The sequence below is a fragment of the Mycoplasmopsis synoviae ATCC 25204 genome, from assembly GCF_000969765.1.
Taxonomy (GTDB): domain Bacteria; phylum Bacillota_I; class Bacilli_A; order Mycoplasmatales; family Metamycoplasmataceae; genus Mycoplasmopsis; species Mycoplasmopsis synoviae.
In genome coordinates this window covers 14,800-34,776 of record NZ_CP011096.1, presented here as the reverse complement: position 1 = coordinate 34,776, position 19,977 = coordinate 14,800, and the positions used below count along the sequence as shown (strand labels likewise).

Here is a 19,977-nt window from a genome sequence, read left to right as displayed (position 1 = left end):
CGAGATCTTTTGCTATTTTTCTAAGAGAATAATTAAAGTTTTGTAACAAGAATTCAATTTTTCGCAAATATCATAAGAAATTCGTCTATAATTTTTAATGGTTATATATAAATGCTCTCTTGAGAGCATTTTTTTCTTTAGTTGTGAGTTTTTAATAAAAAAATTTCCAAAAAATTTTAATATTTTTTTGAGAGTGGTAACTTGGAAGTTACAATGTGGGAATCCTTTTTGTATATTAGCAAAAAGAATTTTTTAGGCATTATTTATTTTTTATTAAATTTTTATCCATTATTTGAAGTTCAAAGCTAAATTTCTTATATTTAAAAACATAAACTAAATTTTTATCAATTTTATAATTTAATTCTTTAACTTTGGTTTCGAAATAAATACTAGGAAAGCCAAAAACTTTTCCAACCTGGATTTGTTTTAAAGTTTTTTGATTTAAATAAATATAAATTTCATCAGTTAATTTTAAATAAATTTCTCTTTTATTTAAAAGTGATTTGTAATCAAGTCTTAAATTGTTGTTGTAATATTTTTGGATTTGATTAAAAACTTTAAATTGATAATCACCATTTAATGATAAATAAATTGGATCATTAGTTTTTTTTATATATTTTAAAAAATCTTGGTAATTTTTAAAAGGACGATAAGCTCATTTAGTAAGAGACATTGTCCAAATTGATGGCTGATATCATCAACCATTATCCATTACGTTTAATTTATATTTTTTAATTTTTTCTTCAAAAGTTACATTAGTTAAAGAATAAATAAAATCAGCAATTCCTGAATTATTATTGTCTAAATTAGTTACTTTTCAAGCTATTTTTTTTAATTCTTTTTTAGCATTTAACATAGCAACAGGATAAGCTACATTTTTTAACATTTCGATATCATTTTCTTGATCACCTATTGCTAGAGCGTTTTCTAAAGATAAATTAATATCTTTAGAAATATCTAAAAGAGTTTGTCCTTTTGAAATATTAAGCGGCATTATATCGATAACATCACTTTGTGATCTTAAATAATATAAATCATTAAATTTATTTAAAAACTCTTTAAGTTTTAATAAGGTTTGCTCACTTTGTTTTTGAGAAATTACTAAAATTTTTAAAAAAACAAATTCATCAGGTTTTTTTTCTAAAAAATCATAGAGTTTTTCTAAAGCAATTTCTTTGTAATTTCATTTATATTTATTATCGCTTTGAATTTTGGGATAAATTCTATTTTCAAATCAAGGTGGATTATTGTAATTAAAACCATACATAGAATTTTTATGATAGGTTAAAAAGTCAATTTTATTTTCATTTAAATATGAAGCGATTTTTTTAAAACTTTCTTTAGGTAGATATCCCATTACTTTAGTTTGATTTAAATTTCTTCAATTTAAATCAACCATAGCACCATTAATACCAATAATTGCATCTTTTAAATTTAAAGCATCATAGTATTGATGGTTCATATAATTAGGCCTACCGGTTGCTATTATTACCTTTTTATTATTTAAATGCAAAAAGTTAATTGCATTTAAATTACTTTCAGAAATTTGGTTTTTATCATTTAATAAAGTTCCATCCATATCAAAAATAAATGCATGAATTTTATTAAATAAATTATTTTCTTTGGCCATAGGTAGCGTTTTTTGAATGTTTTCTATCGTAGTGTTTTTGGATTAATTCATTTTGAGCTGGTGTGACTTTTCCTCATGATGCAAGTAAAGTATTAAGAGCCATTTTAGCAACAGTTTCTAAAGTTAAACCGATATTAACAGCGTCAATAGGATCTTTAAAACTTCAAGCAAAAGGACCATGTTCTTTAACTAAAACAGCTGGAGTTGCTTTGAAATCTAAATTATTTTCTTTAAAGTGCTTGATAATTTTTAATCCAGTATTATGTTCGTAATTAGACTCAATTTCTTTTTTGCTAAGAGCTTTTGTACATGGAATTGGTCCATAAAAATTATCAGCATGAGTTGTTCCATAACATGGAATTTCTTTGCCAGCCTGAGCAAAGCCAACAGCATTAATGCTATGAGTGTGAATAATTCCTTTGATTTGACTATTTTCTTTATATAAAAGGCTATGAGTTGGAGTATCAACTGATGGATTATATTTACTTTCGTAGATATTATTTTCTAAGTCAGTAACTACCATATCTTCTCAAGATAATTTTTCATAAGAAACGCCACTTGGTTTTATGACCATAAATTTGCGATCTTTAGTAATTCCTGATACATTTCCTCAGGTATGAATTACTAGGTTATATTTAACAAGTAGCATATTAGCCTCATAAACTTGTTTTTTTAAATCTTGTAATTCTTTATGGTATTTTGATGGGATTTTATTCATTATTTATTTTTATTTACTTCGTTTCATTTTTGATAATAAAAATCTCTAGCTTTAGCTATTTTTTCAACTGCCTGATTAAAAGTTTCTTCTGGATTGTTTTTAGATCACATTTCTATCATCATTGGTTGATTTAGTTTATGTTTTTTAATTATTTTTAATAAATAATTAAAATCAACTGAACCCTGTCCAAATTCAATATCTCTAAATTTACCTGGCAAGGTATCTTTAAAATGAAATGCAACTATTTTATTTTTAGCTAAAAGAAATTCTTTTTCAAGATTTTCTTTTTTGCATCATTGGTAAATATTACCTAAATCTGGATAAATAGTAATATAGGGCGAATTTAGTTTTTCAATTCAAGGCATAATTCTTGAATTAAGTCCCATAAATTCAGTATCCATAACCTCAAAAGAAAGCATTACCGAGTATTTAGCAGCTAATTTTAGAGCATATTTTAAATTTTGATAAAAATATTTTAAGGTTTGGTTATCGCTTTTTTCATAATAAACATCATAACCTGCCATTTGTATGGTTCTAATGTTTAATTTTTTAGCAAGTAAAATGGCTTTTTTAATAATATTTCTTGAAGTTTTTCTAATATTTGGATCATGTGATCCAAATGGATATTTTCTAAGACCAGATAAAGTCATTGAATTAAAAGTGAAGTCATTTTCAATTAATAAAAGCTGCACTTTTTTAATTTGATTTTTAGTCCAATTAAGTCTAGCTAGTTTTTTATCTGTTTCATCTACTGAAAATTCCATAAAATCAAAATTAGCTTTTTTAGCTATTTTGATTTTTTCTTCTAGCGAAAATTTTTCATTTATGGCTTTTTCATAAATTCCAAGTAATCTATCAGTATTTATTGATTTCATCTTTTAATTCTTTAGCAGCTAATTCAGGATTTTCTGCGCCATAAATAGTTCTACCTGCAATAAAAATATAAATTGGAATACCTTTAAAAAGTTTAATATCTTCTTTTGTAACTCCACCAGTAACTGTAACTTTAAAGCCCATATTTGCTAGCTTTTTAACGCTATCTATATCGTTTTGGTTTCATTTAACTCCACTAGCTTGTAAATCTCTAGAACGATGTCAAACAACTTGTGGGACATTAATTTCTTTTCATTTTTGAACTTGATCTCAAGTAAAATTATTTGTCATTTCCATTTGCACTTCATTTAGAGGCGAAAAAGTTTTTGCAATTTCCATTGTGTCTTTAATTGTAGGAATTTCGGCAGCACAAATGCAGGTTGTAAATCTGGCTTTATTTTCAAAAAACATTTTTCCAAAAATTTTTCCAGCATCTGCTATTTTACCATCGGCAACTATGATTTTATCAGGAAATTCTTCAGCTAGAACTTTTATGGCTTTTTTACCTTGAGAAGCAATTAAAATAGTTCCAACTTCAATAACGTCAATGTATTTTTTCGCTTTTTTTACCGCTAAAATAGCGTCTTGAATTTCTCAAAAATCAAGAGCAATTTGTAATAAGGGTTTATTCATTTTTTCTTTCTATAAATATTTGGTGTAATCAATTTTAGAAATAAAATCAATTACTTGCTCTTTAGTTTGAAAACTTGCTATTTTTGCAATATTTTCAGGGCTTTCAAAAATAGCAACTAGTTGCGGGATAGCTATTTTTGTATGAGTTTCACCATCAATTGCTGCCACGCAAACAAGTACGCTTACTTTAACGTTATTTTCAAAAACAACTGGATTTTTTAAAGTAACTAAAGAAAATCCATTACCAAAAACGCTATCACTTGTTCCTGAAGCATGCGGCATGGCAAAGCCATCCATTATCACGTAATAAGGACCATATTTAGCAGTTGATTCTAAAATGTTTAAGTAATAATTTTGGTTAATTATTTTTGCTTTTTCTAATAGATTTGTTGAAAGTTTAATTGCTTCTTGTCAATTGCTAGCTTCTTGTTGGAGTAAAATTGAATCATTTTCAATTAAATTTTCAAGAAAATTTAATTTCCTTGACATTATCTTCCTTTTTCTTTAGCATCAGAAAGTGCTGCTTTGATTTCGTTAACATCCATTACGTTTTTTAAACCATAAACTAAAACTTTATCGTTTTTGATTTCTGATACAAAATTTTGTGTGCAAAGCACTACGTCAAAATTTGGAACAAAACTTTTCCCTTGACCTAAACCTAATGCTTCTACATTACCTTGAATATTTAATTCTTTCATGGCTTGGGTTACTTTTAATTTGATAATCATAGAAGTACCCATTCCACTTCCGCATATACATAAAATTTTCATTTGTTTCCTTTTTATTTTATTTTTTAATTTAAGCAGCGTTTTCTTGTGTTTTTAATAAATTTACATTTATTTTAAAAAGTTTTTGCAAGTATGTTTTTTTGTATTGACGATTTGAATCCACTATTTGTGAAACAAATACAAGAGCTAAAGGAAGTACAATAGCAAAAACAATTATTGCAAGTGGTTTTGCTCAAGAACCAACTCCAAGACTTAATCCAAAGAAGAAGTTTCAGTCAAACATTCCAAGGAATCCAGTTCTAAATGGAAGTGAATCAGCTGAATTTATAGCAACAGCATGGCTTTTTAGGGCAAATATACCAAAAGCAATTATAAAAATTTCTAAAAATCCAAATATAGCTGGTACTATTATCGATGCTTTATATCCTCCTGATGCATTTGCAAATACACCAATTGAACCAGAGTTAAAAAATAAAGTTATAAAAAGTGGAATTACTATTGGAAAGTTTCCGTTAGTTCCTTTTGAAATACCAATTAATATTCCAACTGCTACAAATTGAGCAATAGTTCCAGAAGCAAATCCATAAGTTACAGAGTTCATACTAAAACCATATGTAGCAGCAACGTCAACTGCAACTACAGAACCTGAAACTAGTTTTTCTGAAATACCTTGAAATGATTGTTGCAATTCAGTAACAAACATTCTAACTCCAGCTTGAAGTACTAATATTGAGGCTACTATTTTCATTGAACCAAGTAAAATATTTATCACTCAGAATTTAGCATCAACATTTCACTGTGAATACACAGGGTTTATTGCTCCATCTGAATTTACAAATCTAATTGTATTAACTGTATTTGGATCATTTGAAGGTAGTGAAGAAAATTGAGCGATTAAAATTAAAACCAAAAATAATATAAATATTAAAATAGTTTGAGTAAAAATATTATCTTCAAATATTTTAATTTTATTACTTATTTTTTTAGTTTCTGCTGAATCTTCTTTTCTACCAAAGAATCTGCCAATTCCATAAGCAATTGATAATCCGAGCATTTGTTGGTGGCCCACACAAAATCCAGCATTACCTGTAATTGCATCTGAACCTTTAATTGTGGCACTAGAACCAATAGATCAATATAGTCCAAGTAATAATGAACTAATGATGATGATTCCAAAAATTTGACCTGAATTTACTTCAAGTCCTTGTGTATAAAATAAAAGGAAATACACAATAGGAACAACAACCGCAGATTGTTGAAACATTACATGCCCAGTAAGCATAATTGAATGTGTATTGGTATATTTACGAAGCATTACCATTACAATGTTTACAAAAAATCCAAGTAACATTGCATATGCTATTCAAGCTTCATATCCAGCATTAAGATTTTTTAATCACGCAGCTGAATCATTTCATACAAAGTATGGATCAAGAGGAACAACTGAAGTTCCTAATTTAGAGATAGCACTAAAAATTGGTCTAGCTAAACCAATTAAAGTCCCAGCTCCAATTTTAAGCATAATTACTCCGATCATAGCTTTAAGCATTCCAGAAAAGGAATCAGTAAAGTTACGACCTAAAATTAAGTAACCAGCAAAAACGACTGTACCGATTAAAATTGTTACAGATCCCATGAAGTTTCCAACTAATACATTATCAACAAAAAATGTAGTAGCTGCTCCAAAAGAATCATTATAAGCTCCCATTCTTACAGCATAGGTAATTCCTGCTGTAAGAAAGAAAACTACTAACACAGCAATTAATCCAATAAGCGCTTTAACGTTTATTTTCTTTTTCACAATATTATTTTCCTAAAATATTAATTTAAATTAAGTTCTTTTTTTAATTCTAAAACTTCTTTTGATACTTTTAAAGGATCAAAGTTTCTTTTTTCATCAAAGGCAAGAACTCTTTTTGGATTATTTACTAAAATATCAAAAATTGCCTCTTTTGATACACCAACTTGTTTTAATAAAGGCAAGAATCTATCAAATAAATATGCTAAACCAAAAGTTTGTTTTCCTTTTGTTAGTCCATAATTTCTTTGATATAAAATTCTTCCAGCATCAAGAGAAAGTGTGATATGTTTTTGAAGTCCTTTATCAACTAAATATTTAATATTTTCAGCTAATAAAGAATCTGGATAATATTTGACTCTATCAGGACCATCAAAACATAAAGTAACTCCAGTTTCTTTAATTACTTTTTCATAGTAATATTTATCTGGATTTTTGTTTAGATGTGATATTTGAATTTTATCTGGATTGGCTCCAAAACCAATTAAATGTTTAGCAACTTCAAGTGCCATTGTTCCTAGTTGAGTGTGCACTAAAATAGGACAACCAGTTAAAATTGAAGTTCTAGCAGCTACTTCTAAAGCTTTTAATTCAAGCCTATCAATTGCGCCATAACCAGTTCCTGCTTTTATTATTCCAGCTTTAGCTTTTGAACGCTTAACTACAGGTCCATTGTAATTATATTCGTCCATACCTTCTTCAATTTCGGCAACGCACATCTTAACAATTTCTTCAGTTGGGACAACCGCTAGCCATGAAGAATATTTGTCATAAAATTTTGCTTTGTGAAAACCAGTTGACATAATTACGTTTCCACCTAAATTTTTAACAGCATTTGCTATTTCCAAAGTTTTTAAAACGTCACGACCAACATTTGGTGGATCCATAGTAACTATTGTTGAACCACCTCTGTCAATGAATTCTTTGAATTCCTTAATTGAAGCATCAACATTTAACATTAAAAAATCAATGTGTTCTTCAACTTCAGGTCCACCATTTTTAATAAAATGATCGTGGCAATCAGTAATACCTAGTTTTTCAACTGGAATATCACCTAAAACTGTACGAGCAAATTTATTTTCCATAATCTCCTTTTTAATAAATATATGCCTAAAAATTGGCCTTATATAAAATAATTATACTTAAAAAATAAGCCATTTTTTAGGCGTTAAAGCAATTTTTTTGTAAAAAATTTACAAAAAAATTAATGTATTTATTTTATTTTGTATAATATCAACAAATTTAATGTAAATTTTTTACAAAATTTCAAATGTAATTTTTAAAAAAATTTAAAAAATTTTTAATTTTTTATGAAAAAACAAGAAAAATCTCAAATATCTCATCCAATTTTGCTTAATAATTCTAAGCTTATAAATTCAGAAAATAAAGTTTTAGAATTTATAAATGGATTTCAAGGAGAAGTTTTTAATTATTCAATAGAAGATTTAGCTAAGCTTGCAAATGTTTCAACTGCTACAGTTTTTAGATTTGTTAGAAAATATGGATTTAAAAATTTTAAAGAAGCTATTATTTTTATAAATAAAAATTTACAAAAATTAAATGAAAAATATCCTCTTTCTACTTCGCAGGATAATAATATAAGCACAATAGTAGCAGGTAATAAATATGTTCTTGATAATTTATATACAAATGAATTGCAAAAAATAATAGAAAAAGCAGCCCAAATAATATACAATTCAAAACGTATATTAATTCATGGAGCTGGTAGCTCAAAGAGAATGGCTGAAACTTTAGTTTCAAATTTATATAAAGTTAGTTTAAATGTCATTGCTCATGATGATTTTCATTTGTTTTTACCAGTTTTAGGTAATGCTACAACTGAAGATGTTTGTGTTTTATTTTCTGATAATTTAAATTCGCCTGAAGCTGCTTTTACAATTAAGCAATGTAGAGAGAAAAAAGTTCAAATAATATTAATTACTTCAAAGAAAAAAAGTAATTTAATAACAAAAAATGATGTTGTTATTTTATATGAAAAAATTACTTCTAAACATTTAAATATTCCACTTTCTTCAAAGTGATCACAACTTTTAATTGCTGATTTACTTTTTGAGAACCTTTTGATTTTAGATAGCAATTTAAGAGAAAAATTAAATAATTCAATCCAAATAATAAATAAATGAAAAGCAAATTTATAAATTTTAAAAAGTACCTACAAAGGCACTTTTCCCACATTGTAACTTGGAAGTTACAATGTGGGAACGAATACGCCTTATTTATAGATGTATTCGTTTTTTTCTTCATTACAACTTGGAAACGCAGGCTACTTTGCCTGGATGATTATCTGTAGATCAATTATTATAAATAGTAAGAAAAGAAAACAAAATAAAATACAAATAAACAGTAAAAACGATTAATGAATAAATTATATGAAAACTAAATTTCTTAAAAAATATCTATAAAACATTTTTGAACTTTTTCTTGCAAGCATTTACTAATTATATATTTATTTTTTCAGCTTTTTATTTTTAAAATAAAATAAAAAAACATAAAGAGACGAATCTGTTTTATGTTTTTTTATTATTTATAAAATTAAAGGAAAAGTTAAACGAAAAATTCGAAAAACTGTTTGTTGCATAGCAACTTTACTTTCATTTAAAATATTGATAATTTAAAAAATAAAAAGAAAGTAAATTTATTTTGCTTTTTAAAGCTGTAAAATTTTACCAAAAAAAATAAAATAATTAATAATATTTTTTTAAATTAAATAAATATGGAAAATAAATATATTTTAGGTCATAGAGGATACTTTGATAAAGCTCCTGAAAATACAAAATTAGCTTTTGATTTAGCGCTTAAACATAATTTTGATGGCGTTGAACTAGATATTCATTTAACTAAAAATAATAAAATTGTAATAATTCACGATGAATCTATTTTAAGAACTACAGGTGTTGATTTAGAAGTTTATAAAAATAATTACGAAGATTTAAAAGATTACAACTACGCATTTTATTTTAAAAACAAAGTAGAAAAACAAAGCTTAATGCTTTTAGAAGATTTTTTAGATTTATATTTCGATAAATTTAAAATTATTAATATCGAAATTAAAACGGATAAAATTCATTATTTAAATATCGAAAAGCTTTTATATGATTTAGTTTCTGAATATTTAAACTTTGAAAATAAAATAGTTTTCTCGTCATTTAATTTTCAAAGTTTGATTTTACTTAAAAAAATAAATCCAAATTTAAAACTTGGTTATTTATTTGATTCAATGGAAAGTCTATTAAAAATAGAAAAAGATTTAATTTTAAATACTTGCAACTTTTTACATCCAAGTTGAAAGCTTTATTTAAAAAATAAAAAGGAATTGATATCTTACAATCTACCTTTAAACCTATGAACTATTAGATGTTTTGACAAATTAAAAATGTTTTATAAAGATAGCGACATTAATTTTTTAATTTCAAATAAAAAATTACCAAATTCTAAATAATAATTAGTTATTAATTTAACCATAATGTTAAAATAGTTAATAATGAAAAATAACGAATTTATAACAATTAAAGGGGCTAGAGAAAACAATTTAAAAAATGTTTCACTATCTCTTCCTAGAAACAAGCTAATTGTCTTTACCGGACTAAGCGGTAGCGGTAAAAGTTCACTTGCATTTAATACCATATACGAAGAAGGACGTAGAAGATACGTTGATTCTTTAAGTAGTTATGCAAGAATGTTTTTAGGTGGAACCAAAAAGCCCAACGTTGATTCTATAGAAGGGCTTTCTCCTTCGATTTCAATTGAACAAAAAACAGTTCATAATAATCCTCGTTCTACTGTTGGAACTATTACTGAAATCTTTGACTATTTTAGACTTTTATTTGCAAGAATTGGAATTCCACATTGTCCTACTCATAAAATTAAAATAACAGGACAAAGCTCTAAAGATATATTAAATGAAATCTATAAGCAACCTGAAAATTCTAAGCTCATAATTTATTCACCAGTTGTTGATTCTCAAAAAGGAACGCATCAAAACCTTTTAGATTCTCTTATCAAAGAAAATTACTTAAGAGTAAGAATTAATAAACAAATTTATAATCTTGACGAGAAAATAACTTTAAATAAAAACAATAAACATTCTATTGACATTATTGTCAATAGAGTTGTTTTAAATGAAAATAATTACAATAAAATTGCAGAATCAATTGAAATTGCAACCGAAAAATCAGATGGAATAGTAATTGTGGAAAACTTAGATTTAAACAAAGAATTTATGTTTTCTAAAAAACATTCTTGTATTCATAAAGATTTTTCAATGCCTAAAATTGAAACTCGTTTATTTAGTTTTAACGCTCCTTATGGAATGTGCGAAGACTGTAAAGGTTTAGGAATTCAATATAAAGCTGACTTTGAGTCAATAATTCCTGAAATGTGAAAAACCCTTGAAGATGGAGCTATTAAGTATTTTGAAAATACCGTTAATTCCATGAATATGGAATGACAAGAATTTAAAATAATGCTTAATCATTATAAAGTTCCTCTTGATGTTCCAGTAGATGAGCTTAAAAAAGAATGAATCGAATACATTAAATACGGAACTAAAGTCGAAGATGAAAAACTTTCATATTCAATAACATCAGTTAACGGCAATACCGTTAATAGATATGGGTATATTGAAGGTATACTTGATAAAATAGAAAGAATGTATTATGAGACTTCATCAGATCGTACTCGTGAGTATCTAAATAAATTCATGGGTTCTTTTACATGCGGTAGCTGTAAAGGAGCAAGGCTAAATAAAAACGCGCTTGCGGTTTGAATTAATGGTAAAAACATAAATGATTACATTCAACTTTCAATTTCAGATTGTTTAATTGAAATCGAAAATTTAGTTGAAAACCATTTAACAAATCAAGAAAAACAAATTTCAAATTTAATTACTAAAGAAATAATTAATAGGCTAACATTTTTAAAAAATGTAGGGCTTACCTATTTAAATTTAAATAGAGCGGCCGAAACTCTTTCAGGTGGTGAGGCGCAAAGAATAAGACTAGCAACTCAAATAGGATCAAATCTAACTGGCGTTTTATATGTTTTAGATGAGCCTTCTATAGGACTGCACCAAATCGATAACCAAAAGCTAATAAACGCTTTAAAGAAAATGGTTGATTTAGGTAATACTCTAATAGTAGTCGAACACGACGAAGAAACCATGTTTGCAGCTGACTACCTTGTAGAAATAGGCCCCAAAGCAGGGCTTGAAGGTGGCGAGATAGTAGCTAGCGGACCGCTAGAAGAATTCATTGAATCAAAAGATTCAATTACTGCTAAATATCTATCAGGTAAAGAAAGTATTGAAATACCTAAATCAAGAAGATCAGGTAATGGTAAAGTTATTTCAATATTAGGCGCTTCTGAAAATAATTTAAAAAATATTGATGTAAATATTCCGCTTGGAAAATTTATCGGAGTTACTGGGGTTTCTGGATCAGGAAAGTCAACTCTTATAAATGAAATATTTGTAAGAAGTTGAATGCAATCTGAAAACCTAATGGAAGGAACTAGACATAAAAAAGCTAAATTTAAAGGTTTTAAAAACCTTAAATTAGTAGATAAGATAGTTTCAGTTAATCAAAATCCAATTGGTAGAACTCCAAGAAGTAACCCAGCAACTTATACAAGCGTATTTGATGATATTAGAGATATATTTGCAAATATAGAAGAATCTAAAGTTAGAGGTTATCAAAAGGGAAGATTTTCATTTAACGTTCCAGGTGGAAGATGTGAAAAATGTTCTGGTGATGGTTTTATAAAAATTGAAATGCATTTTTTGCCTGACGTTTATGTATCTTGTGATGACTGTGATGGTAAAAGATATAACAAAGAAACGCTTGAAATTAAATACCACTTTAAAAATATATCTGATGTTTTAGATATGTCAGTCGATGAGGCTTTAAAGTTTTTTGAAAATAAAATAAAAATCACTGAAAAACTAAAAATTATGCAAGAAGTTGGTCTTGGTTATATAAAGCTAGGGCAAATGTCAACAACTCTTTCAGGTGGTGAAGCGCAAAGAATAAAGCTGGCTACTTATCTGCAAAAAAAACCAACCGGAAGAACTGTTTATGTTTTAGACGAGCCAACAACAGGGCTTCACATTCACGACGTTAAAAAACTTCTTAAAATTCTAAATAGAATAGTAGATAACGGTGATACCGTTTTAGTAATAGAGCATAACTTAGATGTTATTAAATCTTGTGACTATATAATTGACCTTGGTCCTGATGGTGGAGTTAACGGTGGAAAAATAGTAGCATCAGGAACTCCTGAACAAGTTGCTAAAATACCGCATTCATATACTGGTCAATTTCTAAAGAAAATTTTAAATTAAAAAGTGCAAATTGCACTTTTTTTAAAACATTCCACCAAGGCCGCCCATGCCCATTCCTGAAAGTCCCGATAAATTTCCTGATTTAATTTTTTTAGACATTTCATTCATTTTTTTTGCCATTTCATCAAAGTCATTCAGTAACCTGTTAAATTCTTGAACGCTTCTACCGCTTCCTTTGATTACTCTTTCTTTTCTAGAAGCTTGTTTTAATAACTTTGGATTTTTTCTTTCTTTAATTGTCATTGAAGAAAGAAGAATCTGATAAGTTTTTAATTTCTTTTCAGCGCTATCGATTTTATCTTCTGAAATTTTATTGGTTAAATTACCAGGCATGAATTTTAATAATTTAGAAAATTTTCCAAGTTTATTAATTTGTGCAATTTGTTGCATGAAATCATCAAGATTCAAATTCCCGCTAAACATTCTTTCCATCATGTTTTTAGCTTTATCTTCATCGATTACATCTTGTGCTTTTTCAATTAATGATAAAACATCACCCATTCCAAGAATTCTATCGGCCATTCTATCTGGATAAAATAAATCAATGTTTGAAATTTTTTCACCAGTACCGATAAATTTAATTGGAAGATTTAATATAAATCTAATAGAAAGCGCTGCTCCACCTCTAGCGTCAGAGTCAAGCTTGGTTATAATGCTACCACTTAGTTTTAATTTATCGTGAAAAGCACTAGCCACGTTGATAATATCTTGTCCACTTAACGCATCTGCTACAAATAAAATTTCTTCAGGAGATGCAATTTGCTTAATGTTTCAAAGCTCTTGCATTAATTTTTCATCAATTGAAAGCCTACCAGCAGTATCGATTATTATTAAATCGTTTTTATTATCTCTAGCTTGTTCTAGCGCAGCTTTTACGATATCTTCAGCAGGAGTATTTATTCCCATTTGGAAATAATCCATTTGCGCGCTTTTAGCTAGTGATACCAGCTGATCTATAGCAGCAGGACGGTAAATATCAGCAGCTACTAGTAATGGACTTGCTGCCATTTTTTTCTTTCTTAGATAAAATGCAAGCTTGGCTGCTGTTGTAGTTTTTCCAGATCCTTGAAGACCACACATCATAATAACGGTTGGCTTTTTATCTAGCTTGATTTCTTTAACTTTTCCACCTAAAATAGAAACTAATTCATCGTGAAAGATTTTAGTCATTTGCTGTGATGGGTTTAGCTTTCCTATTATTTCTGATGAAAGAGCTTTTTCTTTAACTTTTGAAATAAATTCTTTAACTACTTTTAGGTTAACGTCAGCTTCTAATAAAGCTAATTTAATTTCACGAGTTATTTCTAAAATATCCTCTTCTTTAAGAAGAGTTTTCTTAGAATATTTTTCAATTGCTTTTTGGAAACGTTTTTCTAAAATATTAAACATAGATATATTCTATTTGACTTTCTGTTATTTTTTAAACTTCATTTTATTTTCTGTTTTGCTTAAAAGACGCTTAATATTTTCTCTATGTTTTCAAAATATTAGCGCTGCTGCAAATAGATAAATTATTATATTGACTCAAAACTGCCCAAATCCACTTGTAGCATATGATAAAACGCCTTGCGACATTCACGGAATAGAAATAAAACCTATCATTATTAAAGTAGTTAGTAAGCTTGATAGTGAAACGTATTTTGTTTTAAATAATAGTAAAAAGAAAAATACTCCAGCGATAGGTCATAGCAATACATTAATAGAAATTAGTAAGCCCACAGTAGCCGCTACGCCTTTCCCACCTCTAAATTTAAAATATATCGGATAAGCTTGCCCAATTTGAGCGGCAAGCCCTGCTATTAAAGGAATATAAAAATATAGCTTCGGACTAAATACGAAAGGAAAAACAATTCTTACAAAATAGGTAGCAAAAACTACTTTTAAAATGTCAATAAATAAAATAACAATAGCTACTTTATATCCAAAAACTCTAAAGCTATTAGTAGCCCCTGCGTTTTTGGAATGAAATTCTCTTACATCTTTTTTATAAAATAATTTTCCAACAATTATTGAAGCATTAAGCGAACCTATTAAATATCCAATTCAAAAAATTAAAATATTAATAGCTATTGATAAAAATATTTCCATTCCTAATATAATATTATATATAATATAAATTTAATTGATTATGAGTAAAATTTACCAACCAAGTGACGTTAAAATTGTTTCTCTTCCAGACAAAATTTTGCGTACAAAATCTAAAGATGTAGAGCTTCCTTTAAGCGAGGAAAACATTGAATTAGCCAATAGAATGATCTACCACATTGAAGATTCGCAAAAACCTTTTTCTACCTTTCGGGCAGGAGTAGGAGTGGCTGCTATTCAATATGGAATTCAAAAAAATGTTTTCTACGTTAAATTAACTCAAGATGATAACTCAGTAGTCTTTGACGATGTTTTATTTAACCCTATAGTTACTTTTAAAGGAAAAATTTTAACCGCACTAGCTCACGGGGAAGGCTGCCTATCTGTTCCTGATGAAATTCCAAACCAAGAAGGCCTAGTTAGTAGAAGCTATGAAATCAAGGTGCAAGCTTATAGCTATAGAAAACAAAAACATTTAGAGTTTCACCTCAAAGGTTATCTAGCTATAGTTTTTCAACATGAGCTTGATCATTTAAATGGTAAGTTATTCATAGATAGAATTAACAAAAAAAATCCTTGAAAAAAACCAACAAAAAATATTATTTTAATTTAAGATAAATATATAAGAATATTTTATGAATGATATTAGCTTTCTAATGCGTTTCAAAGATGCAATTCACGGTAGAATTGACATTTTTGTTATTGCTTTAATCTTTTTTATACTTCTTGTTTCATTTGCTATTGGTTTTTGACTAAGATGAAAATTTACAGTTGCAAATATCGTAATAATTCTAGCAACTGTAGGGGTAAGCTTTTTAGTTTCTTTAGTTTATACAAACCATTTAAATAGCAGCAATTTAAGCGAACAAGAAAAAACAAATTACGAACTTTTTAAACCTTATTTTATAACCTTAGCAGCTAGCGGATTTTATTTAGCAGTTAGCTTTTTAAACTTTATTGTAATGATTATTTTCCATTACGTGCTAATAGCTAAAAGAAAGAAAAAAGGTAAATACAAAAAATCAAAAATTAAATTTAGATTTCTATTTGGTTGAAGCGCACTTTGCACAGCCTTTCCTGCAGCGCTTTTATATGCTAATTTAGCATCGTCACTAACCAACGTCAAAGAAGAAGAAAAAACAAAACAAGAAAAAGAAAACTGAAATTTAGATGTTTTATATCGACTATCTGATATTTCAGTTAAATTATTTACCGGTAACAATGGTAAATCACTAAGCGGAGCTTATGATAACAGCTTAAAACTTATAAAGCTTAATGAAATTAATACCGATTTTTCAAATATATTTAAAGAAGTTGAAAACGGTGATAAATCTGCAACAGAAAAATTAAATGAATTTTCTGAAATTTTAGTCTCAGGGCTTAATAACGAAGATGTTCGTTCATTTATTTTTAATGCAATTGAAAATAATGATTCACTAAAACAAATAATTTCAGAAGTTGCCGCTCAAGTTGAAGATTTAAATAAATCACTTCCAACCTACATTGAGAATAGCGATAGATATCGTGATGCATATAACGAAGCCATTAAAAATAACAACACTGAAAAACAAAAAGAAATCGAAAAAGAATATCTTTCTAATTATGCAAATAACCAGTTAAATACAAATGACTTTTTAATAACTGTTAGAAAAAATTTAAATTCTCTTTCAAATGATGCAAGAGGCCAATTAACTGATACACTAATTAATATAGTAAATAAAGAAAAACCAAAATTAAATACATTAGTTAATATTAATTTATTAATTTCTATGTTTTTAGCTAAGAAGTAATGATGAACAATTTAGAAAATAAAGAAAATACAAATTTAGAAGTAGCTCAACGTCCTGTCTATAAAAAAGAAGGTAATTTTAATTCTAAATTAGATAAAAAATACAAAGATCCAAAAAATCAATTAAATTCACTTACATATTCTGTCTTTAAAAAAGAAAGATTTTTATATTCAGTTTATGTTATTTTTTGAAGCATTATCTTTGTTGCTAGTTTAATTGGTGGAGTAGTTAATTACTTTTTAAATACTACCCTAGATTATCAAAATGGTTTAGTTTGATATTTTCTTCTAGCGCCGCTTGCTTTGGTTTCTTTATTTTTCATGATCAAATACGGGCTTGACATTAAAGCTTGAAAACGTAGCGAAAAAATATATAGAGCAAACGTTGCAAACGGACAAGTAGATGGACTAGTTCATTTCAATGAAAAATATAAAAAGTTAATTTTAGCTAACTTAAGAAGAGCTTGACTTTTTGCAATATTTGTAACTTACTTTTTACTTTTTAATTTAGTTGTATTTGGGCTTTGAAAAGCAGGAAATATTGACATTGTTTCAAATAATGCTGATTCTCCATTTCAGTTAAATTTACATCTTGATTTAACTCAATTAATGGATCAAGTATTTAAAGATACTAAGATTCTGCTAATTGTTAATTCAGTTGTATTATTTGCAGCATTTGCACTTTACTTTGCGATTTTCCTTTACAATAAAAATAGAATCGAAAACATTAAAACTCTTTTAGGCCCTGAAGCAAACGAGATAGTTAACACAGTTTATTTAATTAAACAAAGAGAAAACCGTTCTTGAATTATTGCTTATACTATTATGTTTGCTTTAATTGTTCTTCTTCCTCTTACTATTCTTATTGTTTTATTATTTAAGAAAACAATACGTCGTAAAAAATAATGAATCTTTTAGTTATAGTTGACAATAATTTTCAAGATGTTGAATTAACAACAGTGGTTTCTATTTTAAAAAGAAGCCAGCAATTTAATAAAATTGCTTTTTATAATCCATGCTCTAGAAAAGCAACTGGACAATTTGAAATTGTTAAATTCAACAATCTAGAAACTAGTGTAAATTTAAAAGATTACCAAGCTGTATTTGTGCCAGGTGGTAAGGCTTGTTTTTCTTTTAAAGATAACAAAGAAATAATTAAAAAGATAAAGCATTTTTTTGATAAAGATAAATGAGTGTTTGCAATCTGTGATGCGCCAAATGCTTTAAGATATAACAATCTTATTAAAGAGCAAAACTACACTTCTTTCCCAAGCGCTTGAAGTAAAGAGTTAAGAAGTAATTCTAATTATCAAAATAAAGGTGTTGTTGTTTTTGAAAAATTAATAACAGCTAAATCATCATATTACAGCCAACATTTAGCTTTTGAAATTATTAGAACATTGTTTGGCGAAAAAGAATATAAATTGTCAAAAAAATTAGCTAAGGGATAATTAGCTAATTTTTTTCATTCTTAAATAAGCGCACATTGCAATCATTGCACCATTATCAGTTGCGTATTTTATTTCAGGAAAAATTGTGTTTTTGTGAAGATCTTTAAACTTTTCTCTTAGATATTTATTGGCAGAAACTCCACCACCTAATAGAATTGATTCAGGTTTAAATTTATCTATTGCTAGTTTAAATTTTTCAATTAAATAATTAATTGCTACTTCTTGAAAAGAAGCTGCAATTTGTTCAATGCTTTCGTATTTTTTATTATTAAAAGCGTTTAACACTTGTGTTTTAATTCCACTAAATGAAAAATCAAATTCGCCACTAGTTTTAGGCTTTGTAAGTTTTAAATATTTACCTTTATATGATGAATGAATTTTATCTATTACAGGCCCACCCGGAAATCCTAAATTTAATCTTGAAGATACTTTATCATAGCATTCTCCAATTGCATCATCTAAAGTTTCTCCGACTATTTGAAAATCAAATTTGTTTTTAGCGTAAATTATTTGACTATGCCCGCCAGATACTATTAAACCAAGCGCTGGATATTTAATTTCTTTATTATCAATTGCACCCGAGAAAAAATGTCCATCTAAATGATTAATTTTTATTAATGGTTTATTTAAAGCAATGCTTAATGCGCTTGCAAATAAAAATCCAACTTGAAGGCAACCGATAAGTCCTGGTTCTGATGTATAAGCTATGTGATCAATTTTATTAAGATCAATAAATTCCTGTAAAAAGTTTTGCAATATAGCAATATTTTTTACGTGTTCTCTGGATGCAATTTCAGGAATAGTTCCACCGTATTTTTTAAAAATATCAATCTGCGAAATGCTTCACATATTTAATACTTTTCCATCTTCTAAAATTGCAATTGAAGAATCATCGTGTGATGTTTCAATTCCTAAAATTATCATTTCTTATTTCCTATTTGTGGATCTTTAATATAAAGAGCATTTACATCATTTGGATTAGTTTTTTTAAAGCTTGGAATATATTTTTTTAAATTATTTGCCATATCTAAATAATTTAAAAAATCAAGTTTTGTATTTTTAGATAAGTATTTAACTGTTACAGATTTTAAAATATCGCCAGTTTCTAAAAACTTATTTTTACTAAAAAAATAAATTTTATTTCCTTGTGCATCTACTTTAAAAGTTTTTCTAGTTTTATTTTGAATCATTAATAAATCAAAAGTATTTGCAATATAAAAATCAATATTTAGTAACAATGCTAAAGTTTTTAAAAGAACAATTGCAGATCTAACGCCAGTGAAATAACCAGGCCCAACATTAGTATAAAGCTTTTGAATTTGACTTACCTGCAAGTTATTTTCTTGAAGCATTTTCTGAAATTCGTTAACTATTAAATTAACTTTTTTTACTTCGTTTTCATAATATGATTTTCAAATAACTTTATAGTTATTATCAAATAAAACAAGTAAAAAATCTTTGCTGGTTGTATCTAAAAATACATTCATTATTTAACTGTAACTAAAAACTTTCTTTTATTAATTTCATCATTAAAACTTTGAATTTTAATTAAAACAAAATGCTTAAATGGCAATTTGAAAAGATTGCTTCATTCAAGAACTACAACGTTATCTTCAAAATACGGAATAAATTCATCAATATGACCTTTATAGTTATATAAATCTAAATGAATAAGTCCATTATAGGTTTTCATAAAATTAAAACTAGGTGAATTAATGTTTTCTTTGATGTTTAGTCTTTTTGCTAAATACTTAACAAAAGTGGTTTTACCAGCACCTAATTCGCCTTCTAGTAAAACTATTTTTTTTATTTTAATTTCGCTAAAAATTTCATCTAGAATTAGATTTATTTCATCTTGGCTATTGATTACAAATTCTTTTTTCATATAAGATGTAAAAAAACCCAAAATTGGGG

The 19,977-nt window shown here is 27.1% G+C and carries 20 protein-coding genes; 7 read left to right on the top strand and 13 right to left on the bottom strand.

Annotated elements, in window-relative coordinates:
• Positions 1 to 259 precede the first annotated feature (259 nt).
• Genes VY93_RS00185 through VY93_RS00150 form a run of 8 tightly spaced genes read right to left on the bottom strand, consistent with a single transcriptional unit; the run spans position 260 to position 7,465 of the window.
• Entirely contained in the window at positions 260 to 1,630 is a 1,371-nt protein-coding gene (locus VY93_RS00185) for a Cof-type HAD-IIB family hydrolase (protein ID WP_020003030.1), read from the bottom strand.
• The gene (locus VY93_RS00180; protein ID WP_011283197.1) at positions 1,614 to 2,348 is read right to left on the bottom strand and encodes an L-ribulose-5-phosphate 4-epimerase; all 735 of its coding nucleotides are present in this window, start codon (positions 2,346 to 2,348) and stop codon (positions 1,614 to 1,616) included. Before VY93_RS00180 ends, VY93_RS00185 begins: the two co-directional genes overlap by 17 nt.
• Positions 2,348 to 3,223: an L-ribulose-5-phosphate 3-epimerase gene (locus tag VY93_RS00175; protein WP_011283196.1), complete on the bottom strand. Its 876-nt coding sequence runs from the start codon at positions 3,221 to 3,223 to the stop codon at positions 2,348 to 2,350. Before VY93_RS00175 ends, VY93_RS00180 begins: the two co-directional genes overlap by 1 nt.
• Positions 3,201 to 3,854: a 3-keto-L-gulonate-6-phosphate decarboxylase UlaD gene (locus VY93_RS00170; RefSeq protein ID WP_020003031.1), complete on the bottom strand. Its 654-nt coding sequence runs from the start codon at positions 3,852 to 3,854 to the stop codon at positions 3,201 to 3,203. Before VY93_RS00170 ends, VY93_RS00175 begins: the two co-directional genes overlap by 23 nt.
• Before the next feature lie 9 nt (positions 3,855 to 3,863).
• Positions 3,864 to 4,343, bottom strand: coding sequence for a PTS sugar transporter subunit IIA (locus VY93_RS00165; RefSeq protein ID WP_020003032.1), 480 nt, complete (start codon positions 4,341 to 4,343; stop codon positions 3,864 to 3,866).
• Positions 4,343 to 4,624, bottom strand: coding sequence for a PTS sugar transporter subunit IIB (locus tag VY93_RS00160; RefSeq protein ID WP_020003033.1), 282 nt, complete (start codon positions 4,622 to 4,624; stop codon positions 4,343 to 4,345). Before VY93_RS00160 ends, VY93_RS00165 begins: the two co-directional genes overlap by 1 nt.
• Before the next feature lie 28 nt (positions 4,625 to 4,652).
• Positions 4,653 to 6,383, bottom strand: a complete 1,731-nt coding sequence (locus tag VY93_RS00155; RefSeq protein WP_020003034.1) for a PTS ascorbate transporter subunit IIC — start codon at positions 6,381 to 6,383, stop codon at positions 4,653 to 4,655.
• A gap of 20 nt (positions 6,384 to 6,403) precedes the next feature.
• Positions 6,404 to 7,465, bottom strand: coding sequence for a phospho-furanose lactonase (locus VY93_RS00150; RefSeq protein ID WP_011283191.1), 1,062 nt, complete (start codon positions 7,463 to 7,465; stop codon positions 6,404 to 6,406).
• Positions 7,466 to 7,690: 225 nt separating this feature from the next.
• Here VY93_RS00150 and VY93_RS00145 point away from each other — a divergent pair, with 225 nt between their 5' ends.
• The 3 genes from VY93_RS00145 to uvrA all read left to right on the top strand — a co-directional run bounded on the left by VY93_RS00145 (position 7,691) and on the right by uvrA (position 12,738).
• Complete coding sequence (locus VY93_RS00145; protein WP_011283190.1) at positions 7,691 to 8,539, top strand: MurR/RpiR family transcriptional regulator; 849 nt, start codon at positions 7,691 to 7,693, stop codon at positions 8,537 to 8,539.
• A gap of 575 nt (positions 8,540 to 9,114) precedes the next feature.
• Positions 9,115 to 9,840: a glycerophosphodiester phosphodiesterase family protein gene (locus VY93_RS00140; protein WP_020003035.1), complete on the top strand. Its 726-nt coding sequence runs from the start codon at positions 9,115 to 9,117 to the stop codon at positions 9,838 to 9,840.
• 42 nt (positions 9,841 to 9,882) lie between these two features.
• The gene (gene uvrA, locus VY93_RS00135) at positions 9,883 to 12,738 is read left to right on the top strand and encodes an excinuclease ABC subunit UvrA (protein WP_020003036.1); all 2,856 of its coding nucleotides are present in this window, start codon (positions 9,883 to 9,885) and stop codon (positions 12,736 to 12,738) included.
• A 21-nt stretch (positions 12,739 to 12,759) separates the two neighbouring features.
• On the opposite strand, the gene ffh is transcribed toward uvrA, so the two are convergent.
• Together ffh and plsY are read right to left on the bottom strand one after the other, a co-directional pair.
• Positions 12,760 to 14,127, bottom strand: a complete 1,368-nt coding sequence (gene ffh / locus VY93_RS00130; protein WP_020003037.1) for a signal recognition particle protein — start codon at positions 14,125 to 14,127, stop codon at positions 12,760 to 12,762.
• Between the two features lie 24 nt (positions 14,128 to 14,151).
• The gene (gene plsY, locus VY93_RS00125) at positions 14,152 to 14,826 is read right to left on the bottom strand and encodes a glycerol-3-phosphate 1-O-acyltransferase PlsY (RefSeq protein ID WP_020003038.1); all 675 of its coding nucleotides are present in this window, start codon (positions 14,824 to 14,826) and stop codon (positions 14,152 to 14,154) included.
• Between the two features lie 40 nt (positions 14,827 to 14,866).
• Between plsY and def the strand changes: the two genes are divergently transcribed.
• Genes def through VY93_RS00105 form a run of 4 tightly spaced genes read left to right on the top strand, consistent with a single transcriptional unit; the run spans position 14,867 to position 18,063 of the window.
• Positions 14,867 to 15,436 carry a peptide deformylase gene (gene def / locus VY93_RS00120; protein ID WP_020003039.1) on the top strand — a complete coding sequence of 190 codons (570 nt, stop codon included), beginning with the start codon at positions 14,867 to 14,869 and terminating at the stop codon, positions 15,434 to 15,436.
• 22 nt (positions 15,437 to 15,458) lie between these two features.
• Positions 15,459 to 16,613, top strand: coding sequence for a hypothetical protein (locus tag VY93_RS00115; protein WP_020003040.1), 1,155 nt, complete (start codon positions 15,459 to 15,461; stop codon positions 16,611 to 16,613).
• Positions 16,613 to 17,518, top strand: a complete 906-nt coding sequence (locus VY93_RS00110) for an MSC_0882 family membrane protein (RefSeq protein WP_020003041.1) — start codon at positions 16,613 to 16,615, stop codon at positions 17,516 to 17,518. Before VY93_RS00115 ends, VY93_RS00110 begins: the two co-directional genes overlap by 1 nt.
• Positions 17,518 to 18,063: a DJ-1/PfpI family protein gene (locus VY93_RS00105; RefSeq protein WP_020003042.1), complete on the top strand. Its 546-nt coding sequence runs from the start codon at positions 17,518 to 17,520 to the stop codon at positions 18,061 to 18,063. Before VY93_RS00110 ends, VY93_RS00105 begins: the two co-directional genes overlap by 1 nt.
• Here VY93_RS00105 and tsaD read toward each other — a convergent pair whose 3' ends face one another.
• From tsaD to tsaE, 3 genes are read right to left on the bottom strand one after another with little or no spacing between them, the layout of a single operon-like run.
• Complete coding sequence (gene tsaD, locus VY93_RS00100; RefSeq protein ID WP_020003043.1) at positions 18,064 to 18,987, bottom strand: tRNA (adenosine(37)-N6)-threonylcarbamoyltransferase complex transferase subunit TsaD; 924 nt, start codon at positions 18,985 to 18,987, stop codon at positions 18,064 to 18,066. It abuts the gene before it with no gap.
• Entirely contained in the window at positions 18,981 to 19,550 is a 570-nt protein-coding gene (gene tsaB / locus VY93_RS00095) for a tRNA (adenosine(37)-N6)-threonylcarbamoyltransferase complex dimerization subunit type 1 TsaB (RefSeq protein ID WP_020003044.1), read from the bottom strand. The genes tsaD and tsaB overlap by 7 nt, the downstream gene beginning before the upstream one ends.
• Positions 19,550 to 19,948, bottom strand: a complete 399-nt coding sequence (tsaE, locus tag VY93_RS00090; RefSeq protein WP_011283179.1) for a tRNA (adenosine(37)-N6)-threonylcarbamoyltransferase complex ATPase subunit type 1 TsaE — start codon at positions 19,946 to 19,948, stop codon at positions 19,550 to 19,552. Before tsaE ends, tsaB begins: the two co-directional genes overlap by 1 nt.
• Between the last annotated feature and the right edge of the window lie 29 nt (positions 19,949 to 19,977).